The organism is Pseudomonas sp. GW823-FHT06E10 (genome assembly GCF_058794995.1).
Genome location: NZ_JBXAHJ010000002.1, coordinates 266,411 through 291,584 on the forward strand (window position 1 = coordinate 266,411; position 25,174 = coordinate 291,584).

Genomic DNA, 25,174 nt, shown 5'->3' on the forward strand with positions numbered 1-25,174 from the left:
AAAAGTCAGCGCTCAACCACGGGGCAGGAACACATCGGCCAGCAGTTGATTGCGCGGCAATCCCGCCAGGTACAGGCGCCGGGCAAAGGCGTCGACACTGTCGGGGCCTCCGCAGAGTAAGGCCAGGGTTTGCCGGGAAACAAGCCGCAGTTGCGCCAAAGCCGCTGGCAACTCGGCCGGGGTCCACAGTTCGACACTCAGGTTCGGACGGCTGGTTGCCATGGCTTGCAGGGGTTTGGCCAGGTAGTGCTCATCGGCATCATGGGCCAGGTGGATGACGCGGATGCTGCCTTGATGATCCTGGCGCAATGCTTCGCGCAAGACACCAAACAATGGCCCCAATCCGGTGCCGGCCGCCATCAACCACAACGGCCGGGCGTGCCAGTCAGGGTCATAATGCAAGGCACCGCCGCGCAGTTCACCGAGACGGATCGGATCGCCGATGCGCATTTGCCTGGCGGCATCGCTGAATTCCCCGGGCGTGCGGCAATCGAGATGAAACTCCAGAAAACGGTCTTCCTGCGGCAGGCTGGCGAGGGAATACGGCCGCGCCACGCTGCCCGCCCACAACACCAGGTGCTGCCCGGCGCTATAACGCAACGGTCGCTGGGGGATTACCCGCAAGCGCAGCACCGTGGTAGTCAGCCAATCGACCGCCGCGACTTCGGCCGGATGACCATCGGTTTGCGGGTCGAAGGCGTGCACCTGCAAGTCCTCGACCACCTGGCACTGGCACGCAAGCCGCCAGCCTTGTTCACGCTGCTGTGCACTCAAGGCATCGGGGCGGCTGTCGTTCGGCAGGCCCCGCACACACTGCACCAGGCACGCATGACAACTGCCGGCGCGGCAACTGTAAGGCACTGGCACACCGTTCTGATTCAGTGCATCGAGCAGATTGCTGCCCGCCGCCACCGACCAATGGCGCTCGCCGACCCGCAGCTCAGGCATCGACGTTCTCCCACGCTGCCGCGCATCGGTTGCGGCCGTCACGCTTGGCGCGATAGAGCGCCTGATCGGCCTGCTGCAACGCATCATCGAGGTCGTCACCCAATTCCAGCAGGGTCATGCCGGCGGACAGGCTGAGGTTGCGTACATTCAGACCAATCAGCTCGACATCGGTGAACGCGATGCGCAGCCGTTCGCAGCACGAAGTCAGACTGTCGGCATCGCAATCGGGCAGCAGCACCACGAACTCTTCGCCACCGTAGCGAGCCAGTACGTCACCGTCACGCAGGCACGCGCTGGCAACGCCGGCAAAGGCTTGCAGCACCTGATCGCCGGCGGCATGACCGTGCAGGTCGTTGATGCGTTTGAAATGGTCGAGGTCTATCAGCGCCAGGCCATGCACGACACCGGCGTCCATGGCGTTCAGCTCGCGTGACGCCAGGCGCAGGAAATGCCGACGATTGAACAGGCCCGTGAGCTCGTCGGTGGCCACCAGGTCTTCGAGCTGGCGCATCATCCCGCGCAACGTGTCCTGGTGCGCCTGCAAGGCAAAACGCCGCTGGCGCATGCGTTGTCGCGAGGCCTGGACATAGCGGGCATACAGCACCAGCCACACCAGCACGATGAACAGCACACAGACCTGCAACACCGCCATGGCCGGGTCAGGCAGCTGGAAGTGGTAGCCCTCCCACAGCGTGATCGCACTGAAACTCAAAAACACCAGCAGCGCGCATCGTACTAAAGACCGGCGAGACAGATGGAAAAGGCCGAACAGCAGGATCAGCACGTAAAACACCAGAAACGCGCCCCGGGCTTCATCCAGATGGGCAATCAGCCAGGTTTGCCAACCCAGCCCCAGCAACACTTGTGCCTCGGTCAGGCTGGGGTCGGCGAAACGCAGGTTGCAGCCGCTGTAGAACACCGCGAACAGGATGGCCTGACTGATCACTACCAGTGCGCTGCCAATGGCGACACTGGAAAGCGGCGCGTTGTAGTGACCGGTAAAAAACGCCAGCCACAGCAACAGCAATGCCAGGGCATAGGTGCCGGCCGCGAGGGCGAAACGTTTGAGCAACAGGCGCTGGATGGCGTTTTGGGTCAATCGTTGATTCACCAAATGAAAGGAGACTGACAGAGCGTCCTACTCTACAGACCGAATGTCACTTTAGTGGCGTGGCCGATAAATGACCATTCAATTTTCGGGATGGGCAAGGTCGTCCCGGTTGCAGGAGCTTATGCGACCAACGATTGACTGCCGGCGCGTGTGCCTGTCCGCGAGGCGCGGTATACTGCCGCGCCTTTTTAGCGTCGCGCCAGCTTGCCCGGCGTGCCTTGAAAGGTGCTTGCAACCGACCGATGCACCCAAGCTGCAAGCACCTTATTGAATGTTCCCGTCTTTTAGAGGAGCGCGACTCATGACCGTGATCAAGCAAGACGACCTGATTCAGAGCGTTGCCGACGCCCTGCAGTTCATTTCCTACTACCACCCCGTGGATTTCATCCAGGCGATGCACGAGGCCTACCTGCGCGAAGAATCGCCAGCGGCCCGCGACTCGATGGCACAGATCCTGATCAACTCGCGCATGTGCGCCACCGGCCACCGCCCGATCTGCCAGGACACCGGTATCGTCACCGTGTTCGTGCGTGTCGGCATGGACGTGCGCTGGGATGGCGCCACCATGGGCCTGGACGACATGATCAACGAAGGCGTACGTCGCGCCTACAACCTGCCGGAAAACGTCCTGCGTGCTTCGATCCTCGCCGACCCGGCGGGCGCTCGCAAGAACACCAAGGACAACACCCCGGCGGTCATCCACTACTCCATCGTTCCGGGTAACACCGTGGAAGTGGACGTGGCAGCCAAGGGCGGCGGCTCCGAGAACAAGTCGAAGATGGCCATGCTCAACCCGTCCGACTCGATCGTCGACTGGGTGCTCAAGACAGTTCCGGAAATGGGCGCCGGCTGGTGCCCACCGGGCATGCTCGGCATCGGCATCGGCGGCACCGCCGAGAAAGCTGCCGTCATGGCCAAGGAAGTGTTGATGGAATCCATCGACATTCACGAGCTGAAGGCCCGTGGCCCACAGAACCGCATTGAAGAAATGCGCCTGGAGCTGTTCGAGAAGGTCAACCAACTGGGCATCGGCGCCCAGGGCCTGGGTGGCCTGACCACCGTGCTCGACGTGAAGATCATGGACTACCCGACTCACGCCGCTTCGCTGCCGGTGTGCATGATCCCGAACTGCGCCGCCACCCGTCACGCACACTTTGTGCTCGACGGTTCCGGCCCTGCTTCGCTGGAAGCGCCACCGCTGGACGCCTACCCGGAAATCGTCTGGGAAGCAGGTCCGTCGGCCCGTCGTGTCAACCTCGACACCCTGACCCCGGAAGAAGTGCAGAGCTGGAAGCCGGGCGAAACCGTTCTGCTCAACGGCAAGATGCTCACCGGCCGCGACGCTGCGCACAAGCGCATGGTCGAGATGCTGAACAAGGGAGAAACCCTGCCGGTGGACCTCAAGGGTCGCTTCATCTACTACGTCGGCCCGGTCGATCCGGTCGGTGACGAAGTGGTTGGCCCGGCCGGTCCTACCACCGCCACGCGGATGGACAAGTTCACCCGTCAGATCCTCGAGCAAACCGGCCTGCTGGGCATGATCGGCAAATCCGAGCGCGGCCCGACCGCAATCGACGCGATCAAGGACCACAAGGCTGTCTACCTGATGGCAGTCGGCGGCGCGGCTTACCTTGTAGCGCAAGCGATCAAGAAGTCCCGCGTGGTGGCTTTCGCCGAACTGGGCATGGAAGCGATCTACGAGTTCGACGTGAAAGACATGCCTGTGACTGTTGCCGTCGACAGCAAAGGTGAGTCGGTACACATCACCGGTCCTGCCATCTGGCAGAAAAAGATCAGTGAAAGCCTGGCGGTAGAAGTGCAGTAAGCGCTTGGACTGCTCCAGAAAAGGCGACAGGGTTATCCCTGTCGCCTTTTTTATTGCCAAGCCATACCCCTGCAGGAGCGAGCCCGCTCGCGAAGGACGCATGGACGACACGGGCTGAATGGTGCCCCGCGTTATCGTTGACTTCCATCGCGAGCAGGCTCGCTCCTGCAAGGGCCAAGTCGCTCATGTTATCGTGCGACCCCTCCGTATTCCTTGTGTAAGCCCTGCATGTTTGAGTCATCTCGATCCCTGCGCCTGGCGCTCTATACCGTATTGATCATTGCCGGTGCTGCCATCGCGGCCACCCTGGCTATGCGCCACACCGTGCGCCAGTCAATGGTCGAAGACGCGGCTCGCGCCAATCAGCAACTGGCGCTGTATGCCACGTCCCTGCATACCCTGATCGAACGTTACCGCGCCCTGCCCGCGGTGCTGGCGCTGGACCCGGAGCTGCGCTCGGCGCTCAAGGGGGCGGTGAGCCCCGAACAGCAGGACGCATTGAACCGCAAACTGGAAAAAATCAACGGCGCCGCCCAATCATCGACCCTGGAACTGCTCGATCACACCGGCCTCGCCGTGGCGGCGAGCAACTGGCGTTTGCCCAGCAGTTATGTCGGCCACAACTACGGTTTCCGTCCCTATTTCAACCAGACCCGCACCCAGGGCACCGGGCGCTTTTACGCCGTGGGGGTGACCAGCGGAATTCCCGGCTACTTCCTCTCCAGCGCGGTCAGCGATGACGATGGCCAGTTCCTCGGCGCCATGGTGGTGAAACTGGAGTTCCCCGAACTGGAACGCGAGTGGCGCCAGGGCAGCGACACACTGCTGGTCAGCGACGCACGTGGAATAATCTTCATCGCCAACCAGCCGGGCTGGCGCTATCGCCTGCTCAAGCCGCTGAGCGACAGCGATCATGCCGAACTCAAGACCACCCGCCAGTACGACAAGCAGCCGCTGACGCCGCTTGAGTTTCAATCGTTGCGGCGCTTCGACGATAACAGCGACCTGGCTCGGGTCGACGGCCCCGACGGCAAGGCGGATTACCTGTGGGAATCCCTGCCGCTGAATACCGAGGGCTGGACCCTGCACCTGCTGCGGCGCCCACAAGTCGCCTTCGAAGACAGCCGCAATGCTGCCCTCGCCGCGGCCGGGCTATGGCTGACCCTGGTGTTCCTGCTGCTGTTTCTGAACCAGCGCTGGCGCTTGGCCAAACTGCGTCAGCGCAGTCGCGAAGAACTCGAACAGCTTGTAGAAGAGCGTACCCGCGACCTGCGCACCGCCCAGGAAGGCCTGGTGCAGTCGGCCAAACTCGCGGCGCTGGGGCAGATGTCCGCCGCCCTGGCCCATGAGATCAACCAGCCGCTCACCGCCCAGCGCATGCAGCTGGCGACCTTGCGCCTGCTGCTCGACAACGGCCGCGTCGACGACGCCTACAAGGCGCTCAAGCCGGTGGATGAAATGCTCACCCGCATGGCGGCCCTCACCGGCCACCTGAAAACCTTCGCCCGCAAGAGCCCCAGCGGTTTGCGCGAACGCCTGGACCTGGCGGCGGTGGTGGATCAGTCGCTGCAACTGCTCGACACCCGGCTGCGCGACGAACAGGTCAGCACCGTGCTGCATCTGACCCGCCCGGCCTGGGTGCGTGGCGATGCGATTCGCCTGGAACAGGTGCTGATCAATCTGCTGCGCAATGCCCTCGATGCAATGCAGGACAAGCCCTGCAAACGCCTGGAAATCCGCCTCGAAGCCGACGAACAACTATGGCGCCTGAGTGTGATCGACAACGGCGGCGGTATCGCCGAAGAGAACCTGTCCAAGGTCTTCGATCCGTTCTTCACCACCAAACCGGTGGGCGATGGCCTGGGGATCGGTTTGGCCGTATCGTTTGCCATCGTTCACGAATCCGGCGGGCGCTTGAGTGCCGACAATCATGACAAAGGTGCCGTGTTCACCGTGACCTTGCCCATCGACCTGGAGGTGCATGAACCATGCTGAACTCAGTGATCGTGGTCGATGACGAAAGCAGCATCCGCAGTGCCGTCGAGCAATGGTTGAGTCTGTCGGGTTTCGAGGTGCAGTTGTTCAGTCGCGCCGATGAATGCCTGGCGCAATTGCCCAGGCATTTTGCCGGGGTGATTCTCAGCGATGTGCGCATGCCCGGCATGACCGGCCTCGAACTGCTGGCCGAGGTGCAGCGCCGGGATGCCGATTTGCCGGTGATCCTGCTGACCGGTCACGGCGATGTACCGATGGCCGTCGAAGCCATGCGCGACGGTGCCTACGATTTCCTCGAAAAACCCTTCAGCCCGGAAACCCTGCTCGGCAGCCTGCGCCGCGCCCTCGACAAACGCCGGCTGGTGCTGGAAAACCGCGCACTGCACGAGCAGGCGGACAACCGCGCCAAACTGGATGCCACGCTGCTCGGCGTGTCCCGGGGTCTGCAGACCCTGCGTCGGCAAGTTTTGGACCTGGCAGCACTGCCGGTCAACGTGCTGATTCGCGGCGAAACCGGTAGCGGCAAGGAACTGGTCGCGCGTTGCCTGCACGACTTCGGGCCGCGGGCCGACAAGCCCTTTGTCGCACTCAACTGCGCGGCCATCCCCGAGCAATTGTTCGAGGCCGAGCTGTTCGGCCACGAGAGCGGCGCGTTCACCGGGGCGTCCGGCAAGCGCATCGGCAAGCTCGAGTACGCCGACGGCGGCACACTGTTTCTCGATGAAATCGAAAGCATGCCGTTGGCCCAGCAAGTGAAACTGCTGCGGGTGTTGCAGGAGCAAAAACTTGAACGGCTGGGCTCGAACCAGAGCATCCGCGTGGATTTGCGCATCATTGCCGCGACCAAGCCGGACCTGCTCGACGAAGCGCGGGCCGGACGTTTTCGCGAAGACCTGGCCTATCGCTTGAACGTCGCTGAACTACGCCTGCCGCCCTTGCGCGAACGCCGTGAAGACATCCCCCTGCTGTTCGAATCCTTTGCCCAAAACGCCGCCGAACGCCTGGGACGTAAATTTCCACCGTTGAGCGGCGCCCAGTTGAGTCACCTGCTGAGCCACGACTGGCCAGGCAACGTGCGCGAATTGGCGAATGTCGCCGAGCGTCAGGTATTGGGGCTCGGTGAGCCGGAGCCCTTGGGCATCGAGCCCGGCCAGTCACTGGCGGCTCAGCAGGAGGCGTTCGAAGCGCAATGCCTGCGTGCGGCATTGACCCGGCACAAGGGCGATGTGAAAGCGGTGCTCGAAGAACTGCAACTGCCGCGCCGGACCTTCAATGAAAAGATGCAGCGGCATGGGTTGAGCCGGGAGATGTTTTTGCCCGAGGCCTGATTTTTATGGTGTCTGCCCTGGCCCCATCGCGAGCAAGCTCGCTCCCACAGTGGATCTGTGTACGCCAAACATTGTGGGAGCGAGCTTGCTCGCGATGAGACCTGTACAGGCAAAGCAACCAACAGAACCGTAAGCAATTTTCCGCCCATCACCCGCCACGAATAAGCGGATTTCCGCTCACCGAAACACTCTACCCCCTCTAAACCGGCCCTCTCCCCGTTGGCACAGCTCCTGCTATAGCCCTGGCAGGCTGCGTTTCATCGCGCTCCACAAAAACAATTAAATGAAGGATCCTTCAATGGATAACTCCAACTCCCTGCCGCTTGGGTCGGCTGCCGCGCCGGCCAAAGAAAGAACCACTTCCAGCCGCATCAAGTCGATCTTCAGCGGCTCCGTTGGCAATATGGTCGAGTGGTACGACTGGTACGTCTACGCCGCCTTCTCCCTGTACTTCGCCAAGACCTTCTTCCCCAAAGGCGACACCACCGCCCAACTGCTCAACACCGCCGCGATCTTCGCCGTGGGCTTCCTGATGCGTCCGATCGGTGGCTGGCTGATGGGTCTGTATGCCGACAAGGTCGGGCGCAAAAAGGCCCTGATGGCCTCGGTGTACCTGATGTGCTTCGGCTCGCTGCTGATCGCCCTGAGCCCGAGTTATGAAGTCATCGGCATCGGCGCGCCGATCCTGCTGGTGTTCGCGCGCTTGCTGCAAGGCCTGTCGGTGGGTGGCGAATACGGCACCTCCGCCACTTACCTCAGCGAGATGGCGACCAAGGAGCGTCGCGGCTTCTACTCCAGCTTCCAGTACGTGACCCTGATCTCCGGCCAGCTCATCGCTTTGGCGGTGCTGATTGTCCTGCAGAACTTCCTGACCACCGAGGAGCTCTACGCCTGGGGCTGGCGCATCCCGTTCGCCATCGGCGCGCTGTGTGCCGTGGTTGCGCTGTACCTGCGTCGTGGCATGGAAGAAACCGAGTCTTTCACCAAGAAAGAAAAAGCCAAGGAAAGCGCGATGCGCACCTTGATGCGCCACCCCAAGGAACTGATGACCGTGGTCGGCCTGACCATGGGCGGTACGCTGGCGTTCTACACCTACACCACCTACATGCAGAAATACCTGGTGAATACCGTCGGCATGAGCATTTCCGACTCCACCACCATTTCCGCTGCCACGTTGTTCCTGTTCATGTGCCTGCAACCGATCATCGGCGGGCTGTCGGATAAAATCGGTCGTCGGCCGATCCTGATTGCCTTCGGCATCCTGGGCACGCTGTTCACCGTACCGATCCTGACCACCCTGCACACCATTACGACCTGGTGGGGCGCGTTCTTCCTGATCATGGCGGCGCTGATCATCGTCAGCGGCTACACCTCGATCAACGCCGTGGTGAAAGCCGAACTGTTCCCGACCGAAATCCGCGCCCTGGGCGTGGGCCTGCCGTACGCACTGACCGTATCGATCTTCGGCGGCACCGCCGAATACATCGCGCTGTGGTTCAAGAGCATTGGCATGGAGACGGGTTACTACTGGTATGTCACCGCGTGTATTGCCGTGTCGTTGCTGGTGTACATCACCATGAAAGACACCCGCAAGCATTCGCGGATCGTCACTGACTGACAGACGTCAGGCAGTTACCGCAAGGGTGACTGCCAAGGCCCCTTCGCGAGCAGGCTCGCTCCCACAGGTTGACCGCGTACCCCGGGAGGAATGCGGTCCAATGTGGGAGCGAGCCTGCTCGCGATAGGCGCAACTCGGTCTATCAAGGCAACTGCGCACCCTCGCGCTTGCCGAACCTGTTCTCCACAGGCTTCATGAAAAATCCGTCACCCAGGTAAAAGAGCCGATTAATCACGCGTTAATGCTCGCCGCCCAACCTTTAACGGCCTGATCGATTCATTGCGATGCGCTCACTCAGTCCTTGAAAGCGAAAAAGCCTGACGGCCTTAACATCCAATTAATCGATAAGTAGCAGGATTTAATTGCGAAAATTAATCGATATATCTGGCGTCTTGGCTTTTTTCCACTAAACGCCAACGAGACGGGAGTCACTACCATGAAGACCAAACTGATCCTTGCCCTGGCCCTTTCCGTACTGGCCGCCAACACGTTCGCCGCCGATGGCTACGACAAAACCGGCTCGGCCTCTTACGGCTCCGGCGCCAGCGCCGCCATCGAACGCAGCCACTCGGGCACCTATGCTTCTGACGGCTTCGATAAAACCGGCACCGCGGACGCTATTGCTGCCGACGGTTTCGACAAAACCGGTAGCGCTGAAGCTATCGGCTGATCCGGCTTCAAAACCTGTAGGAGCGAGCTTGCTCGCGATGGACTCAAGCCCGCCGCGTTCAGCCAGGGAACACGCGTAATCGTTAACGACCATCGCGAGCAAGCTCGCTCCTAAAGGGGGTGAGGTCGGGCTGGAAATCTGCGGCGCGTGCTTGCACCATGAGCGCCTCCAGCCCGCTCCGGAAATTCTCTCCAATGCCTGACGACATCCACTTCTACGAACCCGCCAACGGCCACGGCCTACCCCACGATCCGTTCAACGCTATCGTCGGCCCGCGCCCCATTGGCTGGATCTCTTCACAGGATGCCGAGGGCCACCTGAACCTGGCGCCCTACAGTTTCTTCAACGCCTTCAACTATATTCCGCCGATCATTGGGTTTTCCAGCGTCGGGCGCAAAGACAGCCTGAACAACATCGAACAGACCGGCGAATTCGCCTGGAACCTGGCCACGCGGCCGCTGGCCGAGCAGATGAACCAGAGCTGCGCCATGGTCGGGCCTGAGGTCAACGAATTCGAACTGGCCGGGCTGACGACCGCTGCCTCGAAGGTCATTCAGGTGCCACGGGTGGCAGAGAGCCCGGTGTCCTTCGAGTGCAAGGTCACGCAGATCATTCAGTTGCAACGGGCGGACGGCAACGTGGTGCCGAGCTGGCTGATCCTCGGCGAAGTGGTCGCCGTACATATCGCCAAATGGCTATTGAAGGACGGGGTATACGACACCGCCGCGGCAGAACCGATTCTGCGCGGCGGCGGGCCGGCGGATTACTTCCAGCTGGGGCCTGAGGCGTTGTTCAAGATGTACCGCCCGGGGGCGGTGAAGTGATCACCAGAGCAGGTCGGCGTCTTCTTTGACGTCCCTGAGGTGGGTCAGCTCTTTGGCCGCTGCCAGGTCGGCGTCATGGGCGGTCTTGAAGATCTGACCTTCCAGCACCTTGTGAAAACGCGGGGCGCCGGAACCACCCAGCGCTTTGACGGCGATAGCGGCGTGGTAACCACCCTCGCCCGGTACTACAGCGGAAACAGCTTCGAAGTGTTCAAAGGCTTTACGTGCCATGTCGCGAATCCTGGCTGGTTGAGAATGCCGTCATTAAACCCTCAACCGGCCAGTTTGTGTACCGCCACTGCGGACTGCCCCAGGGCCTGCGCCGCCGAGACATCCTTGAAGGTGTGGAAATCCAGACTGTTGACCACCAGCTCCTGCACCAGCTCGGCAAAAATCTCCATCGCCGACGTGCTGAAGTACGCGGTCATGGCCTGTTGATTGCTCCAGAAACCGGACACCAGCCACAGCTCCGGATCGCATTGCGAATGCTGCAAGGCAAAGCTCAGGCAGCCTGGCGCTGCGCGGGACGGTTCGATCAGGGCGCTGAGGCGCACACCGAGTTCCTCCGAGCGCCCGGCGCGCGCTCGAACGAAGGCCATATGACTGACGGGGATCTGCGTGGACATGTTCAACCCTCCCGGGGAGTCGCGTGGCAGCCGGGGGACGGGCTGCGACAGGATCAAAGGTTAAGGGCCGCGACGCCTGTCTCGTTAGTCGATTCCTGCCGGCGCGTTGCACAATCCTGCGAAACTTCATCGCCAGCCTGTAACAAGCTGTAAAACCCTGTCACGGTTCTGCCATACGAGTTTCAAGCAAGTTCTTGCGGCACAAGGCTCTATTGGCTACACCGCCGGTCGCCCCCAGGCAGAATCAGGCAAGCATCCGGCAGGATGTGTCTACCGCTGTCGCTTGCACAAACTTATGCTCTGCACCACTCCCTTCATGCCTTGCCGAGGATGCCTCGCATGTCGTCGCTCGATCACTTTCAAGCCCCGCTGGACACCGACATGGAAAAGCAGCGCGCGGAACTGGCGGCCATCATCCGCCGCAACACCGCCGAAGATGGCAGTTATGCCACGGCCATCGGCTCGCTGTTCATGTCCCGCCACAGCCAGTCCCACGAGTTCGCCCCGGTGCTCGCGCAACCGGCGCTGTGCATCATGGCCCAGGGGCGCAAGGAAGTTCAGCTGGCCAACGAATACTTCAACTACGACCCGCTGAACTACCTGGTGGTCTCGGTCTCGATGCCGCTCAGTGGACGAGTGGTGGATGTCTCGCCTGAGGAACCGATCCTGGCCTTGCGCCTGGACATCGACCCGACGGAAATCACCGCACTGATCGCCGACGCCGGCCCCCTCGGCGTGCCCACCCGGCCGACCGGGCGCGGGCTCTATGTCGAAAAACTCGACACCGCGATGCTCGACGCCGTGCTGCGCCTGGCACGGTTACTGGACACGCCAAAAGACATCGCCATGCTCGCGCCGCTGATTCGCCGGGAGATCCTCTATCGCCTGTTGCGCAGTAAACAGGGGCATCGGCTGTACGAAATCGCCATCGCCAACAGTCAGAGCCATCGCATCAGCCAGGCGATCAAATGGCTCAACGGCAATTTCGAACAGCCGTTGCGCATTGATGAATTGGCCAAGGAAGTGAACCTGAGCGTGTCGACGCTGCATCACCGCTTCAAGGCGATGACGGCGATGAGTCCGTTGCAGTATCAGAAGCAGTTGCGCCTGCAGGAAGCACGGCGGCTGATGCTCGCCGAAGGGCTGGAGGCTTCGGCGGCGGGGTATCGGGTCGGGTATGAGAGTCCGTCGCAGTTCAGCCGGGAGTACAGCCGGTTGTTCGGGGCGCCGCCATTGCGGGATCTGGCGCGATTGCGGTTGTCAGTCTGATCCAGAATTTGTGTTGGTTGTGCCGACCCCATCGCGAGCAAGCTCGCTCCCACAGGGTCCGGTGTACACCGATAGTGTGGGAGCGAGCTTGCTCGCGATGAGGCCAGCGAGGCCAATATCAAATCCGGATCAGGCGCCCAGTACCCGGCATGCCTCCACCGGCAAGGTCACCGACACCGGATGACCAACGCTCAGGCCAAAGCCCTGACATGGCGTGCTCAGCGCGGTAAACGACACCCCGGAACACTCCACCGTGGTCTCGATGGTCGCGCCGATATCGCGCACGAACGTCACCTTGCCCAGCAAGCGGTTGCCCGCGGTCGCCTGGGGTGCGGACAGTTGCAGGTCTTCCGGGCGAATCAGCATCTTCACCTTTTCACCGACCACGATGCTGCTGCAGATCGGTACTTGCAGCGCATCGCCGCCCGGCAAACTGACCTTGCCGTTACCCAGCACCGTGGCCGGGAAGATGTTGCCCGAGCCGATGAAGTCCGCGACGAACTCGTTGGCCGGGTGACGATAGATCTCGATCGGCGTGCCCACCTGCTGCACCTTGTGCTCACCCAACACGACCACGATATCGGCCATGGTCATGGCCTCGCGCTGGTCGTGGGTCACCATGATGGTGGTGATGTTCAGGCGTTGTTGCAGTTGGCGGATCTCCACCTGCATCGACTCACGCAGCTTGGCATCCAGCGCTGACAGAGGTTCGTCGAGCAGGAGGATTTTCGGGTGATTGGCAATCGCCCGGGCAATCGCCACGCGCTGGCGTTGGCCGCCGGACAGCTTGGCCACCGGACGATTGATCATCGCTTGCAGCTGGATCAGTTCCAGCAATTCCACCACCCGCGCCTGCTGGTCAGCCTTGCTGACGCCACGCAGTTTCAGCGGATAGGCGATGTTCTCCCCCACCGTCATGTGCGGGAACAGCGCCAGCGACTGGAACACCATGCCGAAATTACGCAGGTGCGCCGGGGTGTGGCCGATGTCCTCACCGTCCAGGCGAATCTCGCCACCGCTCAGGGTTTCCAGCCCGGCAATCATGCGCAGCAAGGTGGTTTTGCCACAGCCCGAAGGACCGAGGAAACACACCAGTTTGCCCTCGGGCAAATGCAGGTTTACATCCTTTACCGCGCAGGCCGAGCCGTAATGTTTCTCGACGTTTTCCAGAATCAGACCAGACATAAGAATCACCTCAAGAAATCAGAACGAAACGCCACCTTCACCAACCAGCTTCTCCAGCGCCCAGATGAGGACGAAGTCGATCAGCACGATCAGCACGGCAAACGAAAATACGGTTGGGTCGAGCGAAGACACGGTGCGGCTGTACATCCAGATCGGCACGGTCATGACGTCGATGGTGTAGAGGAAATAGGTCACGGTGAATTCGTTGAACGAGACGATGAACGCCAGCAGCATGCCCGCCAGGATCCCCGACTTCATCAACGGCACCACCACATCGACAATCGCCCGCAGCGGTGAAGCACCGAGCATTTGCGCGGCCTCTTCGACTTCGCTGCCGATGGAGAGCATCGCCGCCGTGCAGTTCTTCACCACGAATGGCAACGCGAGGATCACGTGGGCAATCACCAGGCGCGAGGTGGTCATGTGGAACGGCAGGCTGTCGAACACCAGCAGCAACGCCAGGCCCAACACCACCATCGGAAACACCAGCGGCAACGACATCAGCTGCAGCGCCACGGCCTTGCCGCGGAACTCGCAACGGGTCAGCGCGTAGGCCGCCGGCACCGCGATGATCGTGGCGAAAATCATGGTCAGGCACGACACCAGCAGGCTGGTGCTCATGGCTTGGCCGAGGCTCAGGACGTCACTGGCATCCGGCGACACGAAGGTGTGCCAGGCGGCCTTGTACCATTGCAGGCTGTAGCTGCTCGGCGGGAAGTCGAGGTTCGACGCGCCGCTGAACGACATGACGATCATGGTCAGGATCGGCAGTACCGCCAGCAGCAGGATGAAACCGGAAAGGATGCCGGCAAACTTGCCGGTCTCGCCGGGCAACAGCCCATAACGCTTTTTGGTCAGGGTGCTCATTGGGAAGCCTCCAGCATGCGCCGACGACGGCCAGTGATGTATTCGGACAAGGTCATGATCGCGAGGGTGGTGACGATCAGCACCACGCCGGCAGCGGATGCGGCGGGCCAGTTCATCAGCGGGGCGATCTGGTCATGCACCATCACCGCCAGCATGGGCACGCGCCGACCTCCGAGCAGCAAGGGCACCACGAAACTGCTGGCGTTGTAGGCGAACACCAGGGTCGCACCGGTAATGATCCCCGGCAGACTCATCGGCAATACCACCTGGCGGAACACCTGGAAGCGACTGGCGCCCAGGGTGGCGGCAGCTTCTTCGTAGCTGCGGGCGACACCGCGCATGGCGCTGGCAATCGGCAACACGGCCAGCGGGAAGGCGGTTTGCACCAGGCCCATCAACACGCCGTTCTGGTTGTACAACAGCATGATCGGGCGCTTGATCAGGCCCAGGCCCATCAGGGTCTGGTTGAGCATGCCACCGGGACCGAGGATCACCAGCCAGCCGTAGCTTTGCAGCAGCAGGTTGACCAGCAATGGCAGCAACACCGCCGCCAGGAAGATCCGTCGCACGAACGGCGAGGTCAGGCGCGACATGGTGTAGGCCACCGGGATCGCCAGAATCACTGCGATCACCGCGCTGATCAGCGCCAGGCGCAGGGTCAGCATCAGCGACTTGAGGTAATAGGGTTCCAGCAACTGGGCGTAACTGGCCAGGCTGAACCCGGACCATTCCGCGCCTTTGGTGCCCACGCTCATGCGCAGTACCAGCAGGCTCGCGGCAATCAAAACGCCGAGAAACAGCATCGACGGCGTGAGGAAAAGCCAGGCGCGCGCGGTCGGCGAAACACCCCGAGCGGCGCGCACGGGGGCGGCACTCAGCGGATGAGTCAGAGGTTGGTGTTCCATAGCAAAGGGTCTCGTCAATGGAGGATCAATGGCACACGGACTCGGGGTGTGAACCCCGATCCCCTGTAGGAGCGAGCTCGCTCGCGAAGGAAGTGAGGGCGCCACGTTCATTCAGGCAACCCTCGTCATCGTTAACGTCCATCGCGAGCAAGCTCGCTCCTACAGATCAGGAAGAAAAGATTTCCGTGTAACGACGAATCCATTGGTCATGCACGCTGGCCAGGAAGGCGTTGTCGTGCATGATCGCCTTCTCGGCAATCTGCTCCGGCGTGAGGATGTACGGGCTCTTGCGTGCTTCGGCGGAAATGATCGCCTTGGCGTTGACCGGGCCGTTGTAGATGTCTTCAGCCATCTTGCCCTGCACCAGCGGGTCCAGAGAGTGGTTGATGAAGGCGTAGGCCATGTCGGTATCGCCCGGACGGTTCTTCGGCATCACCGACAGCATCAGGTCGGTGTAGAAACCTTCCTTCATGCCGAATGTGGCGCCCAGGCCGTAGTTCGGATCGCGGATCTGTTTCGGGAAGAAGGCTGGCGCGTACAGGCCGCCCATGTCCAGGGAACCGGTGCGGAACAGTTCGGCGATCTGGTTAGGGTTTTCACCCAGGGTCACCACACGATCCTTCAGCTCGGCGAGCTTCTTGAAGCCAGGCTCGATGTTGTGTTCGTCACCACCGGCCAGTTTGGCGGCGATGATGATCAGGTCCATGGCCTCGGTCCAGTTCGGCGGCGGCAGGAAGATGTTCGGCGCCGCGTCGGCATCCCACAGGGAGGCGTAGCTGGTCGGGGCTTCTTTCTGGGTGCGGGTGCTGTAGACCAGGCTGTTGCACCACAGCAGGTAACCGATACCGTGGCCATTGGCGCCGGTGCGGTATTTCTCCGGTACATCGACGAGGTTGGGAATGCGGTTGAGGTCGGGTTTTTCCAGCAGGTTGGCGGCGGCCAGACCTTCGGCGCCAACGCCTGCCAGGGTGATGATGTCGTACTGCGGACGATCACCGCCGGCCTTGAGTTTGGCGACCATTTCCGAGGTACTGCCGGTGCGGTCAGCGATGACCTTGCAGCCGTACTTGTCTTCGAACGTCGCGGCGATGTTGCGCAGTGCGGCCAGGCCGGTGTCATCGGACCAGGTCAGCAGACGAAGGGTCTTGCCGGCAAAGCGTGTGTCGCTGGCATTGGCCTTGATGAACGGCATGCTCATGGCTGCCGCTGCAACCGAGGCTACGCCCACGGTCTTGATGAATTGACGTCTGTTCAGATCATGCTCGCCCATTACGGACTCCCTTTGTTTTTGTAGGTATAAGGCAGGTCGAAACTGTTGCATCCGCGCGACCGGACCAGCGTTAGCCCTCGTATTTTCGGGGGCTTGGCTGAGCCGGCAAGTTCATCCTGAGGTCGCGTAAAACACCTGACTATCGATAAAAACTCATTGAAGCCATGACGCCAGCGCATGCCTCCTTTTCCTTGTGGGAGCGAGCTTGCTCGCGATGGACGTCAACGATAATGCGGGGCATCAGACAGCCCGTGTCGTCCATGCGTCCATCGCGAGCAAGCTCGCTCCTACACAGTGCCAGGCGTCAGACGGCCCGGATCACGTGTTTGATTTCCTGGAAAGCCTGCAAGCCCCATGGCCCCAATTCGCGGCCGATGCTGCTCTGCTTGTAGCCGCCCCAGGCGGTCTGCGGGAAGATCACCTGCGGCGCGTTGATCCACACAAGCCCCGCCTGCAAAGCATTGGCAACGCGGTCAGCGGTCTGTGCATTGCGCGTCACCACACTGGCGACCAGGCCAAACTGGCTGTCGTTGGCCAGGGCAATCGCTTCGGCCTCGGAGGCGAAACGGCGCACGCAGATCACCGGGCCGAAAATCTCTTCATTCCACAACGCACTGTTGAGGGGCACGTCGGTGAACACCGTCGGCTGCAAAAAATATCCGCGCGGCAGGTCGGCCGGGCGATTGCCACCGCAAACCAGCTTGGCACCGGCACTCAAACCGCGATCGATGTGACCGAGCACGCGCTGGTATTGCGCCTGATTGACCAGCGCGCCCATTTCCACGTTCGGGTCGAACGGGTCGGCCACGCGAATGGCTTCGGCACGGGCCTTCACTCGGCTCAGGAATTCATCGGCCAGTTCATCGGCGACCAGCACGCGGCTGGTGGCAGAGCACATCTGCCCGGCGTTGAAGAAACCACCGCCACAGGCCACTTCCACCGCCAGTTCGAGATCGGCATCGGCCAGCACCAACAGCGAAGATTTGCCGCCCAGCTCCAGGCTCACGCCTTTGACGGTTTCCGCCGCCCGTTGCATGACCTGCACGCCAACGGCATTGCTGCCGGTGAACGACACCTTGGCGATGCGCGGGTCTGCCGACAGCGGAGCGCCAACGGCAAGGCCGGTGCCGCACACAAGGTTAAAGACACCCGCCGGCACACCGGCTTGAGCGATGATCGCGGCCAGTTCCAGTTCCGGCAGCGGCGTCACTTCCGAAGGCTTGAGCACCACGCAGCAACCGGCGGCCAGGGCCGGGGCGAGTTTCCACGCGGTGGTGACCATCGGAAAATTCCACGGCACGATCAGGCCGACCACACCGCACGGCTCGCGGCGCAGGCGAGCGCTGAAGTCGTCGGTCGGCAGCTCTACCGCGCTGTCTTGTTTGGCATCCAGGCCTTCGGCCAGACCGGCGTAATACTCGAACGTGGCGATCACGTCATCGACGTCGATCGCGGCTTCGAACTGCGGTTTGCCGTTGTTGCTCGACTGCAAGTGCATCAGTTTTTCACGGTTGGCCTGCACGCCCGTGGCGATTTTGCGCAGGATCGCACCGCGTTCGGCGCCCGTGGTTTTCGACCAGTCGGCGAACGCCTGGGTCGCTGCGTTCACGGCTTGATCAACCGCGCGCTCGTCGCCGCCATTGACGGTGGTCAACAGAGCTTCGGTCGCCGGGTTGATCACGCGCAGGTGTTCGTTGCCGGCCGACCATTGGCCGTTGATGTACAGGCCATCCAGAGTCGTCGGGAAGCTCATTTCGACACCGCCTGCATCCATTCGGCCTGATCGATTTCAATCAGGGTCGGGCCCTGGCGATCGGTAGCCACCCGCAATGCGCCGCGCAATTGCTCGACACTGCTGACCGCTTCGGCGGCGCAACCCAATGCCTTGGCCACACCGATGAAGTCCGGGGTGTATATATCCACGCCCACCGGCTCGATGGCGCGGTTGACCATGTATTTCTTGATCTCTTCGTAGCCTTGGTTATTCCACAGCAGCACGATGACCGGGGTGCGCGCTTCAACGGCACTGGCCAGTTCCGGCAAGGTGAACTGCAGGCCACCATCGCCGATCAGGCACACCACCGGAGGACGCGCGCCACCTTCGATGCGGCCACCCAGCCAGGCGCCAATCGCCGCCGGCAAGGCGTAGCCGAGGGTGCCGTAACCGGTGGACGAGTTGAACCAGCGACGCGGACGCTCCGGGTTGAACGTCAGGTTGCCGGTGTACACCGGCTGGGTCGAATCGCCGACGAACACCGCGTCCGGCAGTTCCTGCAGCACGGTTTCGAGGAAGCGGGTCTGGGCCAGGGTCGGTGCGTCCCAGGTTGCGGCCAGGTCTTCACGCAGACGGGCGGCACGTACTTGTCCCCAATCGTTGCGACGCTCGGCCAGGGATTTGTGCGACAGGGCACTGAGCAACGCCTGGGCGGCGTTGCGCGAGTCGGCCACCAGCGCCACGTGCGGCGGGTAGTTGCGCACGGTCTGGTCCGGGTCGATATCGATGCGCAGCAACTTGCCAGGAATTTCGAAGCCACCGGCGAAGGTCACGTCGTAGTCGGTCTCGGCCAGTTCAGTGCCGATGGCCAGTACCACGTCGGCCTCGGCGACCAGCGCTCGGGTGGCGACCAGGCTCTGGGTCGAGCCGATCAGCAGCGGGTGGCCGGAGGCGAGCATGCCCTTGGCATTGATGGTCAGGGCGACCGGCGCGTCCAGCAGTTCAGCCAGCTCAGTCAGCTCGACGGCCGCGTCGATGGCGCCGCCACCGGCGAGAATCAGCGGACGCTTGGCGCCGGCCAGCAATTCGGCCATGCGCGACACGGCGCTCGGCGAAGCACCGGCGCGGTCGATATTGACCGGCAGGCTGGCGAGCAAGTCGTCGGCTTCTTCAACCAGAACATCCAGCGGAATTTCAATGTGCACCGGACGCGGACGGCCAGCCTGGAACAGTGCAAAGGCGCGAGCCAGCACACCCGGCAATTCCGACGCCGACATCAGGGTGTGGGAGAACGCCGCGACACCGGCACACAGCGCGCCCTGGTTCGGCAGTTCGTGCAGCTTGCCGCGACCACCGCCCAACTGGCTGCGCGATTGCACGCTGGAGATCACCAGCATCGGGATCGAATCGGCGTAGGCCTGGCCCATGGCGGTGGTGATGTTGGTCATGCCGGGGCCGGTGATGATGAAGCACACACCCGGTTTGCCGCTGGTACGGGCGTAGCCGTCGGCCATGAAGCCGGCGCCCTGTTCATGGCGCGGCGTGACGTGGTTGATGCTCGAACGGGCCAGCCCGCGATACAGCTCCACGGTATGCACCCCTGGAATGCCGAACACCTGCTCGACCCCGTAGTTTTCGAGTAACTTGACCAATACTTCGCCGCACGTCGCCATGTCTTTGCCCTTTTTGTTCGTTTGAGACGCCGGGCGTGCGCTGTGTTTATGATGGATTCGCAGGCCCGGGAATGGCCTCATTGGAACGGGCGACAGGTAGCCGCAACAATGGATAAAAAGTCATACTAGCCATGACCTCACGTCATACCTTGGATCCCAATGAAACGACTGCCTCCCCTGCCGGCGCTGCACACTTTTCTGATTACCGCGCAGTGCTGCAATTTCACCCGGGCCGCCGAACAGCTGCACATCACCCAGGGCGCGGTGAGTCGGCAGATCGCCGGGCTGGAAGATCATCTGGGTTATGAACTGTTCATCCGCCTGGCCCGAGGCCTGGACCTGACAGCCGAGGGACGGGAATGGCTGCCACGGGTCCAGCAGATTTTCGGCCTGATCGACGAGGCCGTTGAACAGATTGGCGAGAAGCGTGAAACCCTGCAACTCAAGGCACCGACCTGCGTGATGCGCTGGTTGCTGCCGCGTCTGTTGCAATGGCAAAGGGAACGCCCGGACGTGCCGGTGGAACTGACCACCACGGTCAAGCACGGGGTGGATTTTCATCGCGAGCAGTTCGATGCGGCGGTGATGTACGGCGCACCGCCGGATGATTCATTGATGTCGCAAAAACTCTTCGATGAACAACTCACGCCGGTGTGTTCCAGACCGATGCTCGAAGGCCCCATGCCCCTGCAGACTCCGGCCGATCTGCAACAACACCTGCTGCTGCACCCGACCCGCGATGAACGGGACTGGAAAGCCTGGTTGAAAGCCGCGGATGTGCATTTGACCAATGTCGGCAAGGGCCAGCACTTCGAAACACTGGACCTGGCGATGTCGATGGCGTCCCAGGGAACGGGTGTGGCGATTGGCGACTGGTCGCTGATCGGCGATGACCTGAACGCCGGGCGGCTGGTCATGCCATTCGATTTGAAAGTGACAACGGGACTGGCCTATTACCTGGTGTTCCCGGAAAAACCCGGGCCTTCGCCGAAGTTGCGTGAATTGATGGGGTGGTTGGTGGAGCAGGCGCAATCGCGGTAAAACCGCAAAATCCTGGTGCACCACCCTGTGGGAGCGAGCTTGCTCGCGATGAACCTGAGAACGCCGCGGGGTATCAGGTTCCCAGCGTTATCGTTGGCGATCATCGCGAGCGAGCTCGCTCCTACAGAAAGTCAGTGAACTCAATAACCGACGGTAAACCGCTGTCGCGAATGCTTCGGCGTTTCCACTTCGTCGAGCATCGCAATCGCATAATCGGCAAACGTGATCCAGCTGCGCCCTTCGCTGCTCACCAGCAAATCATCCTGGCCGGTGCGGAATTTCCCGGTGCGCTCGCCCTCGACAAATTCGGCCGATGGCGACAGGAAGGTCCAGTCCAGATCCCGCTCTTCACGCAAGTTTGCGAGGAATTCGGCACCGGCGCTGGCCTCTGCCTTGTAAGCCTCAGGGAAACCTTCGCTATCGATCACTCGAGCGCCATCGGGCAATAGCAGCGAACCCGCCCCGCCCACTACCAGCAAACGTTTAACCCCGGCTTTTTTCACCGGGCCAACGACTGCACTGGCAGGCAGGGTCGCGAAATGTGCGGCGCTGATGACTACGTCATGGCCCGCAATCGCAGCTTGCAACGCAGCGGCATCAAGGGCATCGACTTCCTTGCTGACCACACCTTCACGCACGTCTATTTTCGATGTGTCGCGGGCAATGGCAGTAACGCTGTGGCCGCGCCGCAGGGCTTCTTCCAGCACTTGGCTACCGGCACGACCGGTGGCACCGATGATTGCGATTTTGCTCATGACGTTCTCCAGTTGGCTTGAAAGTATCGGTATCAAATTGCGCTGACCTTTGTGGCGAGGGGGCTTGCCCCCTCGCCACAGGTAATCAATTTCATCTCAAAACTTGCTTCAGCTTCATGTGCTTCCGGTTACCACTTCATCTCGCCCTTGGCGACCTTGGCACTCAGCTCCAGGGAGCTTTCATCGCCCAGGGTCGGGAAGCGTTTTTTCATCGAGGCGATCAGCGCGGCAGCATCCTTGGCCTTGGCGGTTTCTTCGTCGAAGGCCTTGATGTAGGCGGCGGTGAACTGCACGGCCGTCAGTGAGCGATCGCTCTCGCCAAGGTAATGACCCGGCACCACGGTCTGCGGTTTCAGGGTTTCAATGGCATGCAGCGTAGTCAGCCAATCGGCATGGGACTGCGGAGTTTGCGTGTCAGCCATCCAGACGTGGATGTTTTGCGCCACCACGACACCACCAACCACGGCCTTGATCGATGGAATCCACACAAAGCTGCGATCCGGCTGCGGGCCCTCAAGACCCACCACCTGCAACTTCTGCCCTTCGAGGATCAGGCTGTCACCCTTGAGCACGTCCGGCACGATGGTTTTTACAGGCACGTCGGCCCCCATTTTCGGGCCCCAGAATGCCAGTTTGCCCTCGACGGTTTGCTTGATGTGGTCGACGGTCGGCTGCGAGGCGAGGACCTTGGCCTTGGGGAATGCGGCCGTCAGGGTATCGAGGCCGAAGTAGTAGTCCGGGTCACCGTGACTGATGTAGATGGTGGTCAACTGCTTGCCGCTGGCACGGATTTTTTCCACTACCTGTTCGGCTTGGGATTTGCCGAATTGCGCATCCACCAGGATCGCTTCTTTCTCGCCACTGACCAGCACCGAGGTCACCGGGAAGATGGCTTTTTCGCCGGGGTTGTAGACATCCAGCGTCAGGGTCGAGGCGCTGGCGTGGGCGGCAAAACCGAAGGTGGTGGCCAGCAAGACTCGCTTAAGTGAGGTGAAACCGATCATCTGTTGCTCCGTGATCCCGATGCCATGTTTGGCGATGCCTTTTGTAGGAGCGAGCCTGCTCGCGATGGACTTGAAGGCGCCGCGTATAACCGGTATCCCGCGTTATCGTTAACGACCATCGCGAGCAAGCTCGCTCCTACACAGAGGAACAGAGCTTAGTTGCCTGACTCGGTACAAAAAATGCGATGCTTGAACATAGTTTGTTTCTGAAAGCGGGCAAATCATGGATCGTCTTCAAGCAATGCGTGTGTTCGTCACGGTGGTCGACCTCGGCAGCCAGTCGGCCGCCGCCGATCATCTGGAGCTGTCACGGCCGGTGGTGTCGCGGTATCTGGCGGAGCTGGAAGACTGGGTCGGCGCGCGCCTGATGCATCGCACCACACGCAAGTTGAGCCTCACCGCCGCCGGCACCGAGATCCTGCCCCGCTGCCGGCAGATGCTCGATTTATCCACCGACATGCAAGCCGCCGTCAGCGAACCAGATGACGCACCCCGCGGCCTGCTGCGAATCAGCGTCAGCACCTCCTTCGGCCAGGCGCAATTGGCCGACGCCATGGCCGCCTATGTCCGACGCTACCCCGGCGTCAGCATCGACATGCAGATGCTCGACCGCACCGTGAACCTGGTGGATGAGCGCATCGACCTGGCGATCCGCACCAGCAACGACCTGGACCCGAACCTGATCGCCCGCCGCCTGACGGTTTGCCGCTCGGTGATCTGCGCGTCCCCCGCTTACTTGCGCGAGCACCCGGCGCCGCAACGGGTCGAGGACTTGAGCCTGCACAATTGCCTGACCCACTCCTACTTCGGCAAAAGCCTGTGGCATTTCGAACAGGACGGCGAGCAGGTTTCAGTACCGGTGCAAGGCAACATCAGCGCCAACGAGGCCAGCACACTGCTGCGCGCAACGATAGCCGGCGCCGGGGTAGCGATGCTGCCCACCTACCAGGCCGGCGTGCACATCCACAGCGGCGAGTTGATTCGCCTGCTGCCGACGGCCGAACCCCGGCAAATGAACGTGTATGCGGTGTATGCCTCGCGCAAGCACATGCCGGCGGCGTTGCGCAGCTTGCTGGATTTTCTGGTGGTGAGGTTTCCGCAAGAACCGGAATGGGACATCGGGTTGTAAATGGAAGCCCTGTGGGAGCGAGCTTGCTCGCGATGGCTGCCGAACATTCACCCATGATATCGACTGATCCACCGCTATCGCGAGCAAGCTCGCTCCCACAGGGGTGATCAGTGTTCTGAATACCGCGCTATTGCTGGTAACTCACCGGCGCTGACCTATGCTCAAAGTAATACCGAAAGGTATTCGTTCAGAGGTCAACGCCATGAACATCAGAACAAGAAGATACCTCGCGATTTTCATCACCTGTGCGGTCACGCTCGGGCTTTATGGCGCTGCGGCCTGGCGCGTCGAGCAACTGCGCAACCTGCCCCGTGAAGCCGCGAGCTGCAACTTCGAGCGCTGCATTCCTCACAACGCCACCCTCAACGCCCTCCGGTAACGAAGGGGGTCAGGCTTCGTTGTCCTGATCGGCCTTCAAGCGGTCGCGGAACGCCTTTGGCGAAATCCCCACTCGACGTCGGAACAGGCGTGTGAAGTTGGTCGGATCGGAAAACCCCAACACGTCGGACATTTCATAAATGGTCATGCTGGTGTAGGTCAGCAAACGCTTGGCCTCCAGCAATTGCCGCTCATGCATGATCTGCAACGCCGGTTGCCCCGCCAGCTCACGACAGGTGCCGTTGAGGTGGGACACGGAAATCCCCAGCCGGTGTGCCAGATCCTCGACCTTGACGTGCTGGCGATACGTCTCTTCCACCAGTTGAATAAAGCCGTTGAGGTATTCCCGGGCCCTCTGCGGTCGCGCCATGGCGGTGCGACGCTGGATCACCTGGCGGCTGACCCACACCACGATCACGCTGACCAGCGAATGCATGAGCATTTCCCGCGCCGGTTGATGGCTGGTGTATTCGTTCTGCAAGGCGCTGAACAGGCTGTTGAGGTACTCGGCGTCCTTGCCTGCCGGGTAGCTTTCGGACTGGGCCAGGGCATTGACCGATTGCCCCAACTGCATCTGCAGGTGGGCGATCAGCGGCGCAGCCAGGGTTACGACAAACCCTTCCACGTCCTCGGAAAAACGAAAGCCGTGCACCGACAGCGGTGGCAGGATCTGAATTGCCGGCTCCACCAGTTGCGTTCGCTTGCCTTCGATTTCAAGCTCGGCCTGACCTTTGAATACGAAGAGCAACTGGCACAAGTCAGCGTGGCGGTGAGGTTTGATTTCCCAATGATGTTCGCGACTGCGTTTGGAAATGGTTTCACAGTGCAGCAAGTCCGGGGTCGGCCAATCCAGGCTTTCACCGTAGAGCTTGAACACCGGAATCGAAGGCAGGTCAGGCTTGTTCATCACTTCAATCCAGGCCTCGGGGTTGATCTGGGGCGATAATCGCACCGATTGGCAGAATGTACAGCTATCGGCTCAGTTTTCACCTTCAATTGACAGACTCGCAAGGGAAAAATGCAAGCACTCGATCCATAA

The 25,174-nt window shown here is 61.4% G+C and carries 23 protein-coding genes; 10 read left to right on the forward strand and 13 right to left on the reverse strand.

The annotated features are described in order from the left end of the window. Nucleotides 1-12 precede the first annotated feature (12 nt). Nucleotides 13-948, reverse strand: a complete 936-nt coding sequence (locus tag AC1Q6Y_RS04290) for an iron-sulfur-binding ferredoxin reductase (protein ID WP_090457474.1) — start codon at nucleotides 946-948, stop codon at nucleotides 13-15. Beyond that, the gene (locus AC1Q6Y_RS04295) at nucleotides 941-2,047 is read right to left on the reverse strand and encodes a GGDEF domain-containing protein (RefSeq protein ID WP_057713488.1); all 1,107 of its coding nucleotides are present in this window, start codon (nucleotides 2,045-2,047) and stop codon (nucleotides 941-943) included. The genes AC1Q6Y_RS04290 and AC1Q6Y_RS04295 overlap by 8 nt, the downstream gene beginning before the upstream one ends. Before the next feature lie 313 nt (nucleotides 2,048-2,360). Here AC1Q6Y_RS04295 and AC1Q6Y_RS04300 point away from each other — a divergent pair, with 313 nt between their 5' ends. From AC1Q6Y_RS04300 to AC1Q6Y_RS04325, 6 genes are all read left to right on the forward strand, one after another. Next, nucleotides 2,361-3,884 carry a fumarate hydratase gene (locus tag AC1Q6Y_RS04300; protein WP_057396275.1) on the forward strand — a complete coding sequence of 508 codons (1,524 nt, stop codon included), beginning with the start codon at nucleotides 2,361-2,363 and terminating at the stop codon, nucleotides 3,882-3,884. A 228-nt stretch (nucleotides 3,885-4,112) separates the two neighbouring features. Further along, the gene (locus tag AC1Q6Y_RS04305; protein WP_349735235.1) at nucleotides 4,113-5,879 is read left to right on the forward strand and encodes a sensor histidine kinase; all 1,767 of its coding nucleotides are present in this window, start codon (nucleotides 4,113-4,115) and stop codon (nucleotides 5,877-5,879) included. Further along, nucleotides 5,873-7,207: a sigma-54-dependent transcriptional regulator gene (locus AC1Q6Y_RS04310; protein WP_057713486.1), complete on the forward strand. Its 1,335-nt coding sequence runs from the start codon at nucleotides 5,873-5,875 to the stop codon at nucleotides 7,205-7,207. The genes AC1Q6Y_RS04305 and AC1Q6Y_RS04310 overlap by 7 nt, the downstream gene beginning before the upstream one ends. Before the next feature lie 298 nt (nucleotides 7,208-7,505). Then, nucleotides 7,506-8,825: an MFS transporter gene (locus AC1Q6Y_RS04315; RefSeq protein ID WP_489846336.1), complete on the forward strand. Its 1,320-nt coding sequence runs from the start codon at nucleotides 7,506-7,508 to the stop codon at nucleotides 8,823-8,825. Between the two features lie 436 nt (nucleotides 8,826-9,261). After that, on the forward strand, nucleotides 9,262-9,495 hold the full coding sequence (locus tag AC1Q6Y_RS04320) for a hypothetical protein (RefSeq protein WP_057713484.1): 234 nt from the start codon (nucleotides 9,262-9,264) through the stop codon (nucleotides 9,493-9,495). A 194-nt stretch (nucleotides 9,496-9,689) separates the two neighbouring features. Beyond that, nucleotides 9,690-10,319 (forward strand): flavin reductase family protein, encoded by a 630-nt coding sequence (locus tag AC1Q6Y_RS04325; protein WP_090457482.1) that lies wholly within the window; start codon nucleotides 9,690-9,692, stop codon nucleotides 10,317-10,319. On the opposite strand, the gene AC1Q6Y_RS04330 is transcribed toward AC1Q6Y_RS04325, so the two are convergent. Further along, nucleotides 10,320-10,550, reverse strand: coding sequence for a hypothetical protein (locus AC1Q6Y_RS04330; protein WP_102671191.1), 231 nt, complete (start codon nucleotides 10,548-10,550; stop codon nucleotides 10,320-10,322). Between the two features lie 41 nt (nucleotides 10,551-10,591). Beyond that, nucleotides 10,592-10,945 carry a putative quinol monooxygenase gene (locus tag AC1Q6Y_RS04335; protein WP_492624078.1) on the reverse strand — a complete coding sequence of 118 codons (354 nt, stop codon included), beginning with the start codon at nucleotides 10,943-10,945 and terminating at the stop codon, nucleotides 10,592-10,594. 339 nt (nucleotides 10,946-11,284) lie between these two features. On the opposite strand from AC1Q6Y_RS04335, the gene AC1Q6Y_RS04340 reads away from it, so the two are divergent. Next, nucleotides 11,285-12,214 carry an AraC family transcriptional regulator gene (locus AC1Q6Y_RS04340; protein ID WP_090457485.1) on the forward strand — a complete coding sequence of 310 codons (930 nt, stop codon included), beginning with the start codon at nucleotides 11,285-11,287 and terminating at the stop codon, nucleotides 12,212-12,214. Nucleotides 12,215-12,343: 129 nt separating this feature from the next. On the opposite strand, the gene AC1Q6Y_RS04345 is transcribed toward AC1Q6Y_RS04340, so the two are convergent. The 6 genes from AC1Q6Y_RS04345 to AC1Q6Y_RS04370 all read right to left on the reverse strand — a co-directional run bounded on the left by AC1Q6Y_RS04345 (nucleotide 12,344) and on the right by AC1Q6Y_RS04370 (nucleotide 19,828). Continuing rightward, nucleotides 12,344-13,399 (reverse strand): ABC transporter ATP-binding protein, encoded by a 1,056-nt coding sequence (locus AC1Q6Y_RS04345; RefSeq protein ID WP_057713479.1) that lies wholly within the window; start codon nucleotides 13,397-13,399, stop codon nucleotides 12,344-12,346. Nucleotides 13,400-13,417: 18 nt separating this feature from the next. After that, nucleotides 13,418-14,266 (reverse strand): ABC transporter permease, encoded by an 849-nt coding sequence (locus AC1Q6Y_RS04350; protein WP_007978496.1) that lies wholly within the window; start codon nucleotides 14,264-14,266, stop codon nucleotides 13,418-13,420. After that, nucleotides 14,263-15,171 carry an ABC transporter permease gene (locus AC1Q6Y_RS04355; protein WP_492624079.1) on the reverse strand — a complete coding sequence of 303 codons (909 nt, stop codon included), beginning with the start codon at nucleotides 15,169-15,171 and terminating at the stop codon, nucleotides 14,263-14,265. Before AC1Q6Y_RS04355 ends, AC1Q6Y_RS04350 begins: the two co-directional genes overlap by 4 nt. Nucleotides 15,172-15,337: 166 nt before the next feature. Next, nucleotides 15,338-16,441: an extracellular solute-binding protein gene (locus tag AC1Q6Y_RS04360; protein ID WP_057713476.1), complete on the reverse strand. Its 1,104-nt coding sequence runs from the start codon at nucleotides 16,439-16,441 to the stop codon at nucleotides 15,338-15,340. Between the two features lie 304 nt (nucleotides 16,442-16,745). After that, nucleotides 16,746-18,194: an aldehyde dehydrogenase family protein gene (locus AC1Q6Y_RS04365; protein WP_492624080.1), complete on the reverse strand. Its 1,449-nt coding sequence runs from the start codon at nucleotides 18,192-18,194 to the stop codon at nucleotides 16,746-16,748. After that, on the reverse strand, nucleotides 18,191-19,828 hold the full coding sequence (locus AC1Q6Y_RS04370; RefSeq protein WP_492624081.1) for a 5-guanidino-2-oxopentanoate decarboxylase: 1,638 nt from the start codon (nucleotides 19,826-19,828) through the stop codon (nucleotides 18,191-18,193). Before AC1Q6Y_RS04370 ends, AC1Q6Y_RS04365 begins: the two co-directional genes overlap by 4 nt. A gap of 159 nt (nucleotides 19,829-19,987) precedes the next feature. On the opposite strand from AC1Q6Y_RS04370, the gene AC1Q6Y_RS04375 reads away from it, so the two are divergent. Next, nucleotides 19,988-20,869, forward strand: coding sequence for a LysR substrate-binding domain-containing protein (locus tag AC1Q6Y_RS04375; protein ID WP_150813333.1), 882 nt, complete (start codon nucleotides 19,988-19,990; stop codon nucleotides 20,867-20,869). A gap of 140 nt (nucleotides 20,870-21,009) precedes the next feature. On the opposite strand, the gene AC1Q6Y_RS04380 is transcribed toward AC1Q6Y_RS04375, so the two are convergent. After that, the gene (locus tag AC1Q6Y_RS04380; RefSeq protein ID WP_492624082.1) at nucleotides 21,010-21,624 is read right to left on the reverse strand and encodes an NAD(P)-dependent oxidoreductase; all 615 of its coding nucleotides are present in this window, start codon (nucleotides 21,622-21,624) and stop codon (nucleotides 21,010-21,012) included. A 128-nt stretch (nucleotides 21,625-21,752) separates the two neighbouring features. Further along, nucleotides 21,753-22,628: an MBL fold metallo-hydrolase gene (locus AC1Q6Y_RS04385; RefSeq protein ID WP_492587572.1), complete on the reverse strand. Its 876-nt coding sequence runs from the start codon at nucleotides 22,626-22,628 to the stop codon at nucleotides 21,753-21,755. 223 nt (nucleotides 22,629-22,851) lie between these two features. Here AC1Q6Y_RS04385 and AC1Q6Y_RS04390 point away from each other — a divergent pair, with 223 nt between their 5' ends. Beyond that, nucleotides 22,852-23,757 carry a LysR family transcriptional regulator gene (locus AC1Q6Y_RS04390; RefSeq protein WP_206743389.1) on the forward strand — a complete coding sequence of 302 codons (906 nt, stop codon included), beginning with the start codon at nucleotides 22,852-22,854 and terminating at the stop codon, nucleotides 23,755-23,757. A gap of 202 nt (nucleotides 23,758-23,959) precedes the next feature. Beyond that, nucleotides 23,960-24,136: a hypothetical protein gene (locus tag AC1Q6Y_RS04395; RefSeq protein ID WP_007978514.1), complete on the forward strand. Its 177-nt coding sequence runs from the start codon at nucleotides 23,960-23,962 to the stop codon at nucleotides 24,134-24,136. Between the two features lie 9 nt (nucleotides 24,137-24,145). Here the strand turns inward: AC1Q6Y_RS04395 and AC1Q6Y_RS04400 are convergent, their stop codons facing one another. Continuing rightward, on the reverse strand, nucleotides 24,146-25,042 hold the full coding sequence (locus AC1Q6Y_RS04400; protein WP_090457497.1) for a helix-turn-helix domain-containing protein: 897 nt from the start codon (nucleotides 25,040-25,042) through the stop codon (nucleotides 24,146-24,148). Between the last annotated feature and the right edge of the window lie 132 nt (nucleotides 25,043-25,174).